Source organism: Arthrobacter sp. Y3221157 (assembly GCF_059089865.1).
The window spans coordinates 39,612-54,410 of the sequence record NZ_JBNHFD010000018.1; the positions used below are offsets into that span (position 1 = coordinate 39,612).

A 14,799-nucleotide genomic window follows, 5' to 3' on the forward strand; every position below is an offset into this window, starting at 1 on the left:
CTGGCTCCACCGGCGTATCCGGCTCCCCTGTTATCCGCGTTCAAGGAACGCCTCCTTCTCCGGGTTGAGGTACTTCTCGATGGCATCCGCCAGTTCAGGGTGGCGGGACAGGAAGGGGTCCGCGGCCACAATGTCCTGTGCGTCCTCCCGGGCCCGGGCGATGACGTCCTCGTGCTCCAGGACACGCAGCAGCTTCAGGGTGGAACGCCCGCCGGACTGGGACGCTCCCAGGATGTCACCTTCGCGGCGGAGCTTCAGGTCCTCCTGCGACAGGACGAAGCCGTCGGTTGTCGCGGCCACCGCTTCCAGCCTCCGCCGGCTGGGATGGCCGGGTTCGAGTGCCGTGACCAGCAGGCAGGTGCCGGGCAGGCCTCCGCGGCCCACCCGGCCGCGGAGCTGGTGCAGCTGGGAGATGCCGAACCGGTCGGCATCGAGGATGACCATCAGCGTTGCATTGTGGACGTCCACGCCCACCTCGATCACGGTGGTTGAGACCAGCAGTTTGACGGTGTTGTCCACGAACCCGGCCATCGTTGCCGATTTCAGCTCAGGGTCCTGGCGGCCGTGCAGCGGAGCCAACGGCACCCCTGACAGGGAGGGTTCACCCTGCAGGTGTTCGACGACGGCTGTCACCGAGGCGAGTTCCCGCTGGCTTTCCTCGGTGTCGAGGCCAGGTGGCTCCGCCTCCCCGGGGCTGAAGTCGCCGTCGTCGTCGGTGCCGATCTTGGGACAGACGACGTAGACCTGGTGGCCGGCGTCCACCTCCTCGCGCGCGCGGGCCCAGATCCGACCGGCCCACGCAGGGTTTTCCGCGAGGCCCACCAGGTGCGTGGTGATGGGCGCCCGGCCCTTGGGCAGTTCGTCAAGGGTGGACGTTTCCAGGTCCCCGAAGACGGTCATGGCCACCGTGCGTGGAATCGGAGTGGCAGTCATGACCAGCAGGTGCGGTGGTTTCCGGGCTTTGGCGCGGAGTGCGTCGCGCTGTTCGACGCCGAACCGGTGCTGCTCGTCCACCACGATCAGGCCGAGGTCATAGAAGGACACATTATCGCTGAGCAGGGCGTGGGTGCCTATGACGATCCCGGCCGTTCCGGACGCGGCGTCCAGCATTGCCTGCCTGCGGGCGGCCGTCGGCATGGACCCCGTGAGCAGGGTGACCTGGACGGATGCGCGGTCCCCGCTGCCCAGGCCGCCCAGCAGGCCATCCCTGGACAGCGGGCCAAGGGTGCGGCGGATGGAATCATAATGCTGCGCGGCAAGCACCTCAGTGGGGGCCAGGAGGGCCGCCTGTCCCCCGGCGTCGACCACCTGCAGCATGGCACGCAGCGCCACCACCGTCTTGCCGGATCCCACCTCACCCTGAAGCAACCGGTTCATGGGGACATCGCGGGCCAGCTCCCCAGCCAGCGTCTTGCCCACAACGGCCTGGCCGTCGGTCAGGGTGAAGGGGAGGCTGCGGTCGAACGCTGCGCGTACGCCGTCAGGACGGGGCCGCCGTGCGGTGGCCTCCTCCGACGCCAGCTGGGCCCTGCGCCGGGCCAGCGCCGCCTGCAGGACCAGCGCTTCCTGGTACCGGAGCCGTTCCCGCGCCTGCTTCCAGTCCGCCGCCGATTCGGGTGCATGGATCAGCCGGTACGCCTGATGGAGGGGCAGGAAGCCCTCCCTTTCAGCTACGGCCGGTGGGACGGGGTCCGGCAGTGAGCCGAGCTCCGCTGTCTCCAGCAAGGCGGCGACCGCCTTCTGGATCTTCCAGCTCGGAAGCTTTGCCGTTGCGGGATAGACGGGGATGGGCATGGCGGCCAACTTGCCGGCGTCCTGCCCGCCGGTGGAAAACGGCTCCTCGTCCAGGACGTGGTAATCGGGGTTAGTCAAGCCCAGGGATCCCTTGAAGCTGGTGACCTTGCCCGAGAACAGGGCCCGCCTGCCGGGCAGCAGTTCAGCCTTGGCCCGGTAACCGTTGAAAAAGCTGATCTTGAGCGTACCCGGGACTTTCCCCCGGTAGTCGGTGCCGCCCACAAGGCGCAGCCCGGACTGGCCGTCGTCGTCCGAAATGACGACGTCGGTGATGGTTCCCTTCCGGGCGCGCATGGTCCGGGTACTGCTGGAGAGGACCCGGGCGATCAGGGTGACGTCCTCATCAAGCGGAATGTCGCTGATGGGCGTCAGTTCGCCGCGGGTCAGGTAGCGGCGTGGAAAGTAGTTCAGCAGCTCCCCGACCGTGGTGATGCCCAGGTGCTTTTCGATGACGGCGGCGGAACGTTTGCCAATGCGTCGTTCCAGGGCCAGGTCCAGCTCAGCGTTCATGCCCGGCGGTGTTGACTGCGTTGGCGTCGGGATCCCTCGGCAGCGCGAGTTCACTGATGCTGATCTGCGAGGGTTCGCCGAGGGACCGGATGATGGCGACGGCAGGATCCGGATCCGGCACGTGGACGTGGACCCGCCACCGGTAGTTCCCGCCCGCGTCGGCGCCGCTGCCCACCTGACTCATGATGACGGATTCGCCGATTTCGTCCAGGCGCTGCCGGAGGGTGGCGGCGTTCAGCGGGGACAGGCTGATGGTGCACATGACCTCCACGCCGTCGTCGTCCGGCATGTCGGCATGGATGTGGGGGTCGGCGACGTCGTAGCCGTGAAGGCCGTCCAGAAGTTCGCTCTGGAGCTCCACTCCCATGACCGCGGAGCGAAGGCAGTCAAGGATCAGGAGCATGCCGACGCCGCCGGCATCCACAACGTGCGCGGTGGTCAGGGCATCGAGCTGGTCCTCCGTCTGGATGACCGCTGCGAGCGCCCCCTCAACGGCGGCATCCAGCGCCAGGCCCAGGGCATGGTTGCTGTCGTCTCCGTTCTGCCCGGCGTCGACTGCGGCCGCTGCGCGCGCTGCGGCTTCCATGACGGAGAGCATGGTGCCCGGCACGGGGTCGCTCAAGGCGGACCAGGCGCGGATCTGGGCCCGGTTCAGTGCCGCAGCCAGAAGGGTGGAGGTCAGCCGGGTGTGGCCCTCCAGCGGCTCCGCCGCGGCGCAGAGGAATACGGAGAACAGCGTCCCGGAATTGCCCCGTGCCTCTTCGAGGGCAGCCTGCCCTGCGGTGGACAGGACTGCACCAACGTCCATTTGCGCCGGCTGGTCCGCACCGGCGGCGAGGGAGTGCGCTGCTGCCCGGACGGTCAGGTACAGGTTGGTGCCGGTGTCCCCGTCTGCCACGGGGAAGATATTGATGGCGTTCAGGCGGTCGCTGTGGTTGCCCAGGGCAGTTTCAGCCTTACCCAGCCACCTCTTCATCGCTTGCGCGTTGGCGGCAACCTTAGTGTGCAAAGTGATCCCATCCCCCGGTGTCCGCGGACCGGCCCGCAATCCTGACGCCCGGAACCTCGTTGATTCCCAGTGCTTGTACCGAGCCTATCGCAGTGAATCCGGGAGGCAGCTGAATGCCGGACGGGAATGTGGCAAGCAGCCCGTGGTCCTCCCCGCCGCCGAGGATCCATTCCCTGGCATCGACTCCGAGCAGCTCTGCGGCCGGCTGCAGGACGGATGCCAGCCGCACCAGTTGCTCCGGGTCGAGGTCAACGGCCACGTGGCTGGCAACCGCCAGCCGGCTGCCATCGCGGACCAGTCCGTCCGAAACGTCCAGCATGGCGCTGGCCCCGGCAGCCCTGGCGGCAGGACCGGCCGACAGTGGAGGCCGCGGCCGGCACTGCAAATCGAGGAACACCCGCTGTTCCGGGCTGATACTGTCCACGGGTACCTCAGATTCGAGCAGCGCGAGGCCCGCAGCAGCGTGGCCTGCCGTGCCTACCAGCGCCAGGACATCGCCGGGCCGCGCACCGGAACGCAGAACCGCGGCGCCGCCATCGAGCGTTCCCAGAACGGCCACCGTAACGGAGATTTCCCGCCCCCGGCCCAAGTCGCCTCCGGCAACCGAGCAGCGGCCTGCACCGAGTTCCCGGATCCCCGCGGTGAGCCCGTCCGCCAGGTCCTCAACCCAGCTGACCGGGGTGTCCGGCGGCAGCGTAAGGCTTACCACCATGGATGTTGCGCTTGCCCCCATGGCATTGATGTCGCTGAGGTTCTGCGCTGCTGCCTTCCAGCCGACGTCGTAGCCGGTGGTGCGGTAGCCGTTGGTCCAGGCAAGGCGGAAATCCTGGTCCTCGACCTGGGTATCGATGCTGATGACGGTTCGACCGTCGGGTACGGCAAGCACCGCGGCGTCATCCCCCGGTCCGAGGAGTGTGGCCTCGGTGTGCCGGTTGTCCATGGCAAGCCTGGGAAAGATCCTGGCCAGCAGTTCGGCCTCGGACAGTCCGGCCACGACCGGCTGCCGTTCCGGGCTGCCGGGCTGCAGGGTAAAGGAGTTCGGAGGTACAGGACGGGCGCTGCTCCCGCCGGCGGGGATGGATTCACTGTTGCTCAGGGGCTTTTCAGGCACGGCACTACGCTACAGCGCGGCCCTGACAATGGGCGCCTTCGGGCCGCCCACCTACCGGCCGGACAGCACCCGGCACGGAACGGCCACCTGCCAGGTGGCGGGCGTCACCGCGATGACAGCCTCGGCCAGCGAGGGGTCAGCCGTACACTGTGCGGCGGCAGCCTGGACCCCGGTTGTCCATTCGGGCCCGGTTTGCCGGGCAGGCGTTGCCTCGAAGTAGCTGGTGGACAGGAAAACCGCCATCAGGACAGGAGCCAGGTACCTGGCCCGGTTGCGCCCGATGACCCCTCTGTCCTCAGCCACGGCGCAGGCCATGGGCACCAGGGCAAGAAGGAACATGGATGGCGTAACCGCATAGCGGAAGAACGTGAAGCCGGACAGCCAGTCGTCCTCCGAGAAGTTCGCGAAATCGAATTCCGGTGAGGGGTTGAGCACCGTGGCAGCCGCCCAGCAGGCCGCGGCAGCGCCCGCCGCATACAGGGCTGCAACTTTCCAGCGGGCGCGCCCGTAGACGGCGATGTAGGTGAGCAGCCCGAGAATGATGATGGCGGGGACAACAACGGCAAACCCGCCGAAAGTCACGACGTTCAGCGCCATCCTGCCGGCGTCCGGTTCCCAGATCGAGCCGACTGCCTGCAGGATAAATCCGTAGATGACGGACAATGGCTGCATGGAGTCCAGGCGGGGCGTTTCGGCGTAGCGGGGATCCGCGACCGTGGCCAGCAACTGGAGGCCGATGCCGGCAACCAAGGCCAGCGGGGCCGCATAGTTCCGCCTTTTCACCAGTGACCACAAGGCCAGGGGGAGGAAGATACCCACGATGATCTCGGTTGTGGCGGCGGCCAGGGTGGCAACAAAAAGCCCGGCACGCCCCACCCATCCACGCGGCTCGTAAACCAGCAGCCATGGGCAGAGCCAGAGCAGGTACCAGTGCAGGTTGGCAACGTTCCCCAGGACTTCCAGGGGACCCAGGGGGACCAGGACCGGGATCAGGGCCAACATGAGGCGGTAGCTCCGGTGGGGGAACATCTGCGCGGACAAGAAGTAGGTGGCCACGGAAACTGCGCTCACCACCACGCAGCTCAGGAAGGAAACAAGGGTGGCATAGGCGTCGATCGGAGCGGCCGTATAGGCAATGCCCGAAACAATCCGCGGGATGGTGTGCAGGTAGCCCGCGTAGGGGTCGGTGATGCTTTGCCAGGCGCCGATGGACATCGTGTCGGCCAGGAAGACTGCCGCGTCCTCGGCCCAGAGCGTGCCACGGGTCACTTCCGGAAGCCGGAACCATGCGAGGAAGCCCAAGCCCGCGACGGCGGCAAGCACACCCGCTGCCCTGATGCTGCGTGCGCGGATGGGCTGGGATGTCTTTGCTTCTGGATCCAGCCGGTGGGATGGCACAGCAACAGCGGTATTTTTCATGATGAAGCCAGCTTATAAGGGCGCGTAAGCAACAGGGCACTTCGGCACCCGGGCGCTGTCAAGAGGGACAGCCGGGCGATTGGTCTTGCCACGCGCAAGCCGGGATGATGGAAAAATGCACCGCCCCACGCGTTCCCTGCCCGTCCGTGCCGCCAGGATTGCACTGGTTGGAGCACTTGCCGCTTTCTCCCTGGCCGGGTGTTCCCCTGCCGTGGACGTCACGGCCGCAAAGGATGCTGCCAATCCGGCCTGCGCCCCCATGATGGTGTCACTGCCGGATGCGATTGGAGAAGCGCAGCTGCGGAAGACGAACAGCCAGGGAACCGCGGCGTGGGGCGACCCGTCCCTGGTCATCCTGCGCTGCGGTGTCAATGTGCCAGGGCCGACGACAGACCGGTGCGTGACCGTGAACGGCATTGACTGGGTCATCAAGGAGGGCGACCCGGTGTGGACACTGACAACCTACGGCCGTGAACCGGCCACCGAGATCCTCATGGATCCTGACAAGATCAGTTCGGCCACGGTCCTCGCTGACCTTGCCCCCTCGGCCGGAAAAATCCCTGCCACCCGGAACTGCGTTGGCCAGGAAGAGCTGCAGGACCTGCCGCAGAGCCAATAGGAAAGGCCCCTCCGGGATGCTCCGGAAGGGCCCTCCGGGGCACGTCAGCGCAGGCCCGTCTTCCGGTTCAGCGCCAGGTGGATGAGCTCGTCGATCAGGTCGGGATAGCTGAGCCCCGACGCGGCCCACATCTGCGGGTACATGCTCTTCGGCGTGAAGCCCGGCATGGTGTTGATCTCGTTGATCACCAGTTCGCCTTCGGGCGTGTAGAAGAAGTCCACCCGGCTCAGCCCCTCGGCGCCGACGGCGTCAAACGCTGCCGCGGCAAGCTCACGGACCCGGGCAATGGCTTCCTCGGGGATGTCGGCGGGACAGCTCAGTGCCGCGGCATTGTCCTCAACGTACTTTGCCTCGAAGTCATAGAACTGGTGGCCGCCCCCTGCCACGGAAATCTCGCCGGGCATCGAGGTCCGCGGGGCGTCGGTGCCCCTGCCTTCCAGCACGGCGCACTCGATCTCGCGGCCCGTAATTCCTGCCTCAATGACAAGCTTGAGATCATGCCGGCGTGCCGCCTCGATGGCGGCGTCCAGGTGCTCCAGGGAGTCCACCTTGGAGATGCCCATGGACGAACCGGCCCGGGCCGGCTTGACGAAAACGGGGAAACCGAGCCGATCCACCTGCTTGCGGACGGCTTCCGGGTCCTTGCGCCACTGCCGGTCCGTGACAGCAATGTATGGGCCCACCTGCAGCCCGGCAGCCTCGAAGACCACCTTCATGAAGTGCTTGTCCATGCCCACCGCGGAGGCCAGGACCCCGGCGCCGACGTAGCGGGTGTCTGAAAGCTCCAGCAGTCCCTGGATAGTGCCGTCCTCGCCGAACGGGCCGTGCAGCAGCGGGAAGACCACGTCAACGGTCCCCAGCTCCTTCGGGACTTCGTTGGGTGCCGCCACGATCAGCTGGTGCTCGCCGCCGATCTCGGCGAGCGTGACAGTCTCCGCCGACGGCGCAACCTCCGGCAGCGCCGATGAGGAAAGGGACCATTGGGCGGTGTCTGCGGAGGCCAGCACCCACTGCCCGGACTTGGCGATTCCGATCGGAATCACCTCGTACTTGTCCTTGTTAATGGCGCCGAGAACTCCGGCAGCGGTGACGCAGCTGACGGCATGCTCGCTGGAGCGGCCGCCGAAAAGTACCGCTACCCGGGGTTTGGCCGGTTTGCCTGCGGTCAGGTTGTCATGGGACATGGTCAGTAATCGCCTTCAGGTTTCAGTTCCCGGGACAGCAGGACAGTCCCCAGTTGGTTAACGGACAGCTTGCCGGCAAGCACTGCCACGACGGCGGCCGTGATGGGCATGTCCACGCCAAGCTTGCCCGCCAGTTCGTGCACGGCCTGGCCCGACTTGATGCCCTCGGCTGTTTGGGTCATCTTCTGGCCCACTTCCTCGAGGGTGAGGCCCTGGCCGAGAAGCCGCCCGGCGGTATGGTTCCGGGACAGCGGCGACGAACAGGTGGCCACCAGGTCGCCCAGGCCGGCGAGCCCGGCCATGGTTTTCGCATCACCGCCCAGGGCCAGGGCCAGCCGTGAGGTTTCCGCAAGTCCGCGGGTGATGACCGAGGCCTTGGTGTTGTCCCCCATCTGCTTGCCCTCGCAGATGCCCACGGCCAGAGCGATGACGTTCTTGACGATGCCGCCGATCTCGACACCCACCACGTCCGAGGTGGTGTAGGGCCGGAAGTACGGCGCGGTGCAGCTTCTTGCCAGCCACCCGGCGACTGCCGGTTCCGCGCAGGCCACCACGGAGGCGGTGGGTTCCTCGCGGGCAATCTCCATGGCCAGGTTGGGGCCGGAGACGACGGCGATCCGGTCGCCGGGCAGGTCCAGCTCCTCCTGGATGACCTGGCTCATGCGTGCGTCGGTGCCGAGCTCAAGGCCTTTCATGAGGGAAACAACGATTGCCCCCGGCGAGATCAGGGCCTTCCATTCCCGCAGTTGCGGCCGCAGTGACTGGGCCGGGACCGCCAGGACCACGAGGTCGGCCCCGTGGAGCACCTTACGGACGTCGGTGGAGGCTGTGATGCTGGCGGGAAGGGCGATGTCCTTCAGGTACTGCTCATTGCGATGGCTGCCGTTGATCTGTTCAACCACCTCGGCGCGCCGGCCCCAGACCCTGATGGCCCGCGGTGAGTCCGCAGCAATGGCGGCATCGGCCAGGATCTTCGCAAATGTGGTCCCCCATGATCCGGCGCCGAGCACGGCCACGGACTGCGCAGAACCGGTCAGGTCCGCGTTAAGCGTCACTGTGCATCCGTCCCGTTGGCGGACTGCTGATGTCCGCGTTCAACGAACCTCCCGTGCTTTGCCTGCTGCTTCCGCGCCGGATCCCAGCGCTCGGCCGGCGGCTGCTCACCCCGCAGGTCAGCCAGGAGGCCGGTGATGGCGTCCATGATCATGTCGGTGGCCGCCGTGAGGGTGGCTTTGTCCAGGGGCTTTCCGGAGAACGCGCTGAGGTCCACCGGCTCGCCAACAACAACCCGCGACTTTTTCCGCGGGAAGAGATGGAACCGTTTGCCATAGCGCGGAAAGACCTCGTGCGCGCCCCAGTGGGCAATCGGCACTACGGGGATGCCGCCCTCAAGGGCCAGACGTGCGGCGCCGGTGTGGCCCTTCATCGGCCACAGGTCGGGATCGCGGGTGAGGGTTCCCTCGGGGTAGATGATGATGGCCCCGCCCTCGGCGACCACTTCCTGGGCGACCTGCAGGGATCGGTTCGCCCCCGCCGTCGAGCGTTCCACCGGGATCTGCTTGGTGGCCCGCAGAACCCAGCCCAGGACCGGAACCTTGAACAGTCCGGACTTCGCGAGGAAGTGCGGCGCCCGCTTGTGGTTGTAGAGGAGGTGGCCGATGATCAGGGGGTCGATCTCGGTGCAGTGGTTTGGCGCGGCGATGAAGCCTCCCGCGGGCAGCTTTTCGGTGCCCTCCCACTTCTTGTCCATCATGAGGTTGAACAGGGGACGTACTATCGCCGCGACCGCCACGAAGGTCGCGCGGCTCTTGGCCGATTCCTTCACCGTCCCCCGCTAGTTCTTGGTGGTGATGTCGAAATCGGCACCGAGTCCGGCGAGCTTTTCGGTGAAGCGCTCGTAGCCACGGTTGATGATGTCGATGCCGGTGACACGTGAGGTTCCGGTAGCTGCCAGCGCGGCGATCAGGTGGCTGAAGCCGCCGCGGAGGTCCGGCACGTCAATGTCTGTTCCCTTGAGCTGGGTGGGGCCGGAAATCACTGCCGAGTGCAGGAAGTTCCGCTGCCCGAACCGGCAGGGGACGCTGCCCAGGCATTCGCGGTGCACTTGGATGCTGGCACCCATTCTGATCAAGGCGTCGGTGAAGCCGAACCGGTTCTCGTAGACCGTCTCGTGGACGATGGACACGCCCTCAGCCTGCGTGAGGGCCACCACCAGCGGCTGCTGCCAGTCGGTCATGAAGCCGGGGTGGACGTCGGTTTCCAGGACCAGCGGGTTCAGCTTTCCACCCGGGTGGTAGAAACGGATCCCGTCCTCGCCGATGTCCATTCCGCCGCCCACCTTGCGGTAGGTGTTCAGGAAAGTCATCATGTCGCGCTGCGATGCACCCTCAACGAAGATGTCGCCGCGGGTGACCAGGGCGGCGGAGGCCCAGGATGCGGACTCGTTGCGGTCGGACAGGGCACGGTGGTTGTAGCCGCCCAGGTCGCGGACACCCTCGATGCGGATGGTCCGGTCGGTCTGGACGCTGATGATGGCGCCCATCTTTTGCAGCACGGCAATGAGGTCAATGATCTCGGGCTCGGTTGCTGCACCGGACAACTCGGTGATGCCTTCGGCGCGGGTGGCGCTCAGGAGCACCTGCTCCGTGGCACCCACCGACGGGTACGGCAGGGAAATCTTGGCGCCGTGAAGTCCCTTGGGGGCGGAGATGTGGATACCGCCGGGACGCTTCTCCACCACGGCACCGAACTGGCGCAGGACATCCAGGTGGTAGTCGATGGGGCGGTCGCCGATTTTGCAGCCACCCAGATCCGGGATGAAAGCTTCGCCGATCGCATGGATCAGGGGTCCGCAGAGCAGGATGGGAATCCTGGAATCGCCGGCGTGGGCGTCGATCGCCGTGCTCGGCGCCGTCTTCGCATCCTTGGGATCAAGGGTGAGATCTCCGTTGACGGGGTCCTTGACCACCGTGACGCCGTGCAGCTGCAGCAGGGAGGTGACTACCTCCACGTCCTTGATTTCCGGGACGTTCCGCAGCACCGACGGTTCATTGCCCAGCAGCGCGGCCACCATGGCTTTGGGAACCAGGTTCTTTGCCCCCCGGACGCTGACGCGGCCTGTAAGCGGGACTCCGCCGCGGATTGTCAGAACACTACTCATATACCGGTTTCCTCACGATTACTCGCCCCCAAATCCTTGCAAAGGCTCCACCCAAGCATAGGAGGTCGTGTTACCGAACCGAAATACGCGGGCCCCGCCGACGTGGTGTGGCGGGGCCCGGGTACTGCGGACGGAAGCTCTGGAGCGGTCAGGAAAGCCTGGCCGGCAGGGTTTTCGGCTTGAAGGCGGGGCGGGTGGCCTCGTACGCCGTGATGTCTGCCTCGTGCTGCAGGGTCAGCCCAATATCGTCCAGGCCTTCCAGCAGGCGCCAGCGGGTGTAGTCGTCGATCTCGAACGGCGCCACGATGTTGCCGCACACCACTGTCTTGGACTCCAGGTCCACTGTAACTTCGGTGCCCGGAGCATTCTCCAGCTCTTTCCAGATCAGCTCGATATCATCCTGGGCCACCTGCGCGGCGAGCAGTCCCTGCTTGCCGGAATTGCCGCGGAAGATGTCCGCGAACCGCGATGAAAGGACCGCTTTGAAGCCGTAGTCCTTCAGGGCCCACACCGCATGCTCACGCGAGGAGCCCGTGCCGAAGTCCGGGCCGGCCACCAGGACAGAACCGGCCTTGAACGGCTCCTGGTTCAGGATGAACGAAGGATCCTTGCGCCAGGCGGAGAACAGGGCGTCCTCGAAGCCGGTGCGGGTGATCCTCTTGAGGTAGACCGCGGGGATGATCTGGTCGGTATCGACGTTGCTTTGGCGCAGCGGGACGCCGACGCCGGTGTGCTTGGTGAACTTTTCCATGGCTGGCTCCTAGGCTGCGTCGGTGCGGATGGCGGTTCCGGCAGGCTTGGCCGCCGGTTCAGGGGCCGGGCCGAGGTCCGACGGCGAGCTGAGCGTGCCGCGGACGGCTGTTGCCGCGGCCACCACCGGGGACACCAGGTGGGTGCGGCCGCCCTTGCCCTGGCGTCCTTCGAAGTTGCGGTTGGAGGTGGAGGCACAGCGCTCCCCCGGCTCCAGCTGGTCCGGGTTCATGCCCAGGCACATGGAACAGCCGGCGAAGCGCCATTCGGCACCGAAGTCCTTGAACACGCGGTCCAGGCCCTCGGCCTCGGCCTCCAGGCGGACCCGTGCGGACCCGGGAACCACCAGCATGCGGACCTGAGGGTCCTTTTCCCGGCCCCGGATGATGTCAGCCGCTGCACGGAGGTCCTCGATCCGGGAGTTGGTGCAGGAACCCAGGAAGACGGTGTCGACGCGGATGTCCTTCATGCGCGTGCCGGCCTCAAGCCCCATGTACTGCAGGGCGCGCTCCGCTGCCGCCTTGGCGTTCTCGTCGCCGAAGTCCTCCGGCGACGGCACGGATTCGGACAGCGAAACGCCCTGGCCCGGGTTGGTGCCCCAGGTAACGAAGGGCTCCAGGGTGTTGGCGTCCAGGTCCACCTGCGCGTCGAAGACGGCGTCGTCGTCGGTCTTCAGCGTGTTCCAGTATTCGACGGCGGCGTCCCAGTCGGCGCCCTCCGGCGCGTGCGGGCGGCCCTTCATGTAGGCGTACGTGGTTTCATCCGGTGCCACCATGCCGGCGCGGGCGCCCGCCTCGATGGACATGTTGCAGATGGTCATCCGGGCGTCCATGGACAGGGCGCGGATGGCTGATCCGCGGTATTCCAGAACGTAGCCCTGGCCACCGCCGGTGCCGATCTTGGCGATCACGGCAAGGATGATGTCCTTGGCGGTAACGCCGGGACGGAGGGTGCCCTCAACGTTGATCGCCATGGTCTTGAACGGCTTCAGGGAGAGTGTCTGGGTGGCCATCACGTGCTCCACCTCGGACGTCCCGATGCCCATCGCCAGCGCACCGAAGGCACCATGGGTGGAGGTGTGGGAGTCGCCGCAGACCACGGTCATGCCGGGCTGGGTCAGCCCCAGCTGCGGGCCCACCACATGCACGATGCCCTGTTCGGCGTCGCCCAGGCTGTGCAGCCGGACGCCGAACTCGGCACAGTTGTTGCGCAGGGTCTGGATCTGGGTGCGGCTGGTGAGGTCGGCGATAGGCTTGTCGATGTCCAGCGTCGGAGTGTTGTGGTCCTCCGTGGCAATGGTCAGATCCGGACGCCGCAGCTTGCGTCCGGCCAGGCGCAGGCCTTCGAAGGCCTGCGGCGACGTGACCTCGTGGACCAGGTGAAGGTCGATGAAGAGAAGGTCGGGCTGGGCGTTGGCTCCGTCGCCGTCACCTTTGCGCACCACGTGCGCGTCCCAGACTTTCTCGGCCAATGTCTTTGCCATGGCCAGCTCCCTTCACTGCTGTTGTGATTGATTGTTCCAACTGAATCAGGACGGCTTCACCATGCGCCACCCGGAAGATTTGCATCTCAGATATTGAGACGGCAATATCATTACATGGACAATTCTAGTGGAGTCGGTGTCATTGATAAAGCTGCCCAGGTGCTTGATGCACTCGAGGCCGGCCCCACCACCCTCGCACAGCTGGTGGCTGCCACCGGCCTGGCCCGGCCCACTGTCCACCGGCTGGCACTTGCGCTGGTCCACCACCGGCTGGTCAGCCGGGACATCCAGGGACGCTTCGTCCTGGGCAGCAGGCTCGTTGAGCTGGCGTCCGCGGCGGGCGAGGACCGCCTGATCGCCTCCGCTGGACCTGTCCTGATGCAGCTCCGGGACGCCACCGGCGAGAGCGCGCAGATCTTCCGCCGCCAGGGCGACTGGCGCGTATGCGTGGCCTCGGCGGAACGCCCCATCGGCCTGCGCGACACCATTCCGGTCGGCACCCAGCTGTCCATGAAGGCAGGATCAGCTGCGCAGGTGCTCCTCGCTTGGGAGGACCACGACCGACTGCTGGAGGGCCTGCAGTCCGCCCGTTTCACGCCCACCGTGCTGGCGGGCGTACGACGCCGGGGCTGGGGCCAGAGCCTCGGCGAACGTGAGCCGGGGGTCGCCTCCGTCTCTGCACCGGTGCGCGGGCCGTCGGGCCGCGTGATCGCCGCCGTGTCCATCTCCGGTCCCATCGAGCGGCTCACCCGCCAGCCCGGCCGGCTGCACGCGGAAGTGGTGTGCAACGCCGGGCGCATCCTCACCGAGGCCCTGCGCAAGAACAGCGACTGACAGATCCCGGCCGGCGCCATGCCCGGGCGCTAGGCTGTGCCCATGGGCAGCTATGCGGTGTTCCTTCGCGGCATCAATGTGGGCGGGATCAATATCAGGATGGCGGATCTGCGCGAGGCCCTGAACGGCTGCGGCTTTGCCGACGCAAAGACCCTCCTGGCCAGCGGAAACGTGGTGCTCGCCAGCAGCCGTGATGCCGGTGCCGTCAAGCGCGAATGCGAAGAGTGCCTCCGCACCGCCTTCGGCTACGAGGCCTGGGTGGTGGTCCTGGACGCAGCCCGGGTGGCTGCGCTGGTGGAAGCATGCCCCTGGCCGGCGGACGACAAGTCCACCCATACCTACATCACGCTGTCGTCGGACCCCAAGGTGCTGGACGACCTTGACGCCGCCGGTGCCGCCCTTGAGGGCAACCAACAGCAGCGGCTCGGCCCGGAAGCCCTGGCCTGGCTGGCACCGGCCGGCGGAACGCTGGACAGCCCCTTCAGCAAGCTCTCGGCAAAGGCAAAGTTCAAGTCAGCCACCACAACGCGCAACCTGCGGACGCTCATCAAGGTCCGTGACGCCGCGGCCGCGCTGGAGGGTGCCGGCGGGCAGCGGTAGCGGCCGGCCCGCGGGATCGTTCCTAGCTTTCCCCGGCACGCCTCAAGGCGGCGTTGAAGGCGGCGAGCCTGGCCACCTCCACCTCCACCGGCTCCACGATCAGCTTTTGGGCCACGGCTGCTACGGCTTTGTTCAGCCGCTTCCGCGCCCTTTTGGCCCGGGAGCTTGCGGCACCGGCGGCAACGATCCGTCCGGTGACGGCAAGGAAGACCCCAAGCACCACGCCGGACGTGCGCAGTAGGATCTTCGCCCTCCATCTGGACAGAGGCCGCCCGCCACGGACACGGGCACGACGCCGGCCGTCACTGAGAGGCATCGGCCGCGGC

At 66.8% G+C, this 14,799-nt stretch carries 13 protein-coding genes and 1 pseudogene; 3 read left to right on the forward strand and 11 right to left on the reverse strand.

Annotated features, from left to right (window positions below; all coding sequences use genetic code 11):
• Positions 1-30: 30 nt before the first annotated feature.
• From AC5RTT_RS07585 to AC5RTT_RS07600, 4 genes are all read right to left on the reverse strand, one after another.
• Complete coding sequence (locus AC5RTT_RS07585; protein WP_494144669.1) at positions 31-2,304, reverse strand: ATP-dependent DNA helicase RecG; 2,274 nt, start codon at positions 2,302-2,304, stop codon at positions 31-33.
• Positions 2,294-3,280 (reverse strand): DAK2 domain-containing protein, encoded by a 987-nt coding sequence (locus AC5RTT_RS07590; protein WP_494008564.1) that lies wholly within the window; start codon positions 3,278-3,280, stop codon positions 2,294-2,296. The genes AC5RTT_RS07585 and AC5RTT_RS07590 overlap by 11 nt, the downstream gene beginning before the upstream one ends.
• A gap of 22 nt (positions 3,281-3,302) precedes the next feature.
• Positions 3,303-4,340, reverse strand: coding sequence for a thiamine-phosphate kinase (gene thiL, locus AC5RTT_RS07595; protein WP_494144679.1), 1,038 nt, complete (start codon positions 4,338-4,340; stop codon positions 3,303-3,305).
• A gap of 135 nt (positions 4,341-4,475) precedes the next feature.
• On the reverse strand, positions 4,476-5,843 hold the full coding sequence (locus AC5RTT_RS07600; protein WP_494144670.1) for a hypothetical protein: 1,368 nt from the start codon (positions 5,841-5,843) through the stop codon (positions 4,476-4,478).
• Between the two features lie 115 nt (positions 5,844-5,958).
• On the opposite strand from AC5RTT_RS07600, the gene AC5RTT_RS07605 reads away from it, so the two are divergent.
• Positions 5,959-6,462 (forward strand): DUF3515 domain-containing protein, encoded by a 504-nt coding sequence (locus AC5RTT_RS07605; RefSeq protein ID WP_494144671.1) that lies wholly within the window; start codon positions 5,959-5,961, stop codon positions 6,460-6,462.
• A 44-nt stretch (positions 6,463-6,506) separates the two neighbouring features.
• On the opposite strand, the gene AC5RTT_RS07610 is transcribed toward AC5RTT_RS07605, so the two are convergent.
• From AC5RTT_RS07610 to leuC, 6 genes are all read right to left on the reverse strand, one after another.
• On the reverse strand, positions 6,507-7,646 hold the full coding sequence (locus AC5RTT_RS07610) for a D-alanine--D-alanine ligase family protein (RefSeq protein ID WP_494050694.1): 1,140 nt from the start codon (positions 7,644-7,646) through the stop codon (positions 6,507-6,509).
• 2 nt (positions 7,647-7,648) lie between these two features.
• Positions 7,649-8,701 carry an NAD(P)H-dependent glycerol-3-phosphate dehydrogenase gene (locus AC5RTT_RS07615; protein ID WP_494144672.1) on the reverse strand — a complete coding sequence of 351 codons (1,053 nt, stop codon included), beginning with the start codon at positions 8,699-8,701 and terminating at the stop codon, positions 7,649-7,651.
• Positions 8,698-9,471 (reverse strand): lysophospholipid acyltransferase family protein, encoded by a 774-nt coding sequence (locus AC5RTT_RS07620; protein ID WP_494144673.1) that lies wholly within the window; start codon positions 9,469-9,471, stop codon positions 8,698-8,700. The genes AC5RTT_RS07615 and AC5RTT_RS07620 overlap by 4 nt, the downstream gene beginning before the upstream one ends.
• 9 nt (positions 9,472-9,480) lie before the next feature.
• Positions 9,481-10,806, reverse strand: coding sequence for a UDP-N-acetylglucosamine 1-carboxyvinyltransferase (gene murA, locus AC5RTT_RS07625; protein WP_494144674.1), 1,326 nt, complete (start codon positions 10,804-10,806; stop codon positions 9,481-9,483).
• A 148-nt stretch (positions 10,807-10,954) separates the two neighbouring features.
• Positions 10,955-11,557 (reverse strand): 3-isopropylmalate dehydratase small subunit, encoded by a 603-nt coding sequence (gene leuD, locus AC5RTT_RS07630; protein WP_494050697.1) that lies wholly within the window; start codon positions 11,555-11,557, stop codon positions 10,955-10,957.
• A 9-nt stretch (positions 11,558-11,566) separates the two neighbouring features.
• Positions 11,567-13,039 (reverse strand): 3-isopropylmalate dehydratase large subunit, encoded by a 1,473-nt coding sequence (leuC, locus tag AC5RTT_RS07635; protein WP_494144675.1) that lies wholly within the window; start codon positions 13,037-13,039, stop codon positions 11,567-11,569.
• Between the two features lie 114 nt (positions 13,040-13,153).
• Between leuC and AC5RTT_RS07640 the strand changes: the two genes are divergently transcribed.
• Positions 13,154-13,873, forward strand: a complete 720-nt coding sequence (locus AC5RTT_RS07640) for an IclR family transcriptional regulator (RefSeq protein ID WP_494008572.1) — start codon at positions 13,154-13,156, stop codon at positions 13,871-13,873.
• A 42-nt stretch (positions 13,874-13,915) separates the two neighbouring features.
• Positions 13,916-14,473, forward strand: coding sequence for a DUF1697 domain-containing protein (locus AC5RTT_RS07645; protein ID WP_494144676.1), 558 nt, complete (start codon positions 13,916-13,918; stop codon positions 14,471-14,473).
• Between the two features lie 22 nt (positions 14,474-14,495).
• On the opposite strand, the pseudogene AC5RTT_RS07650 reads toward AC5RTT_RS07645, so the two are convergent.
• Positions 14,496-14,799, reverse strand: a pseudogene (locus AC5RTT_RS07650) (hypothetical protein); the annotation flags it as partial.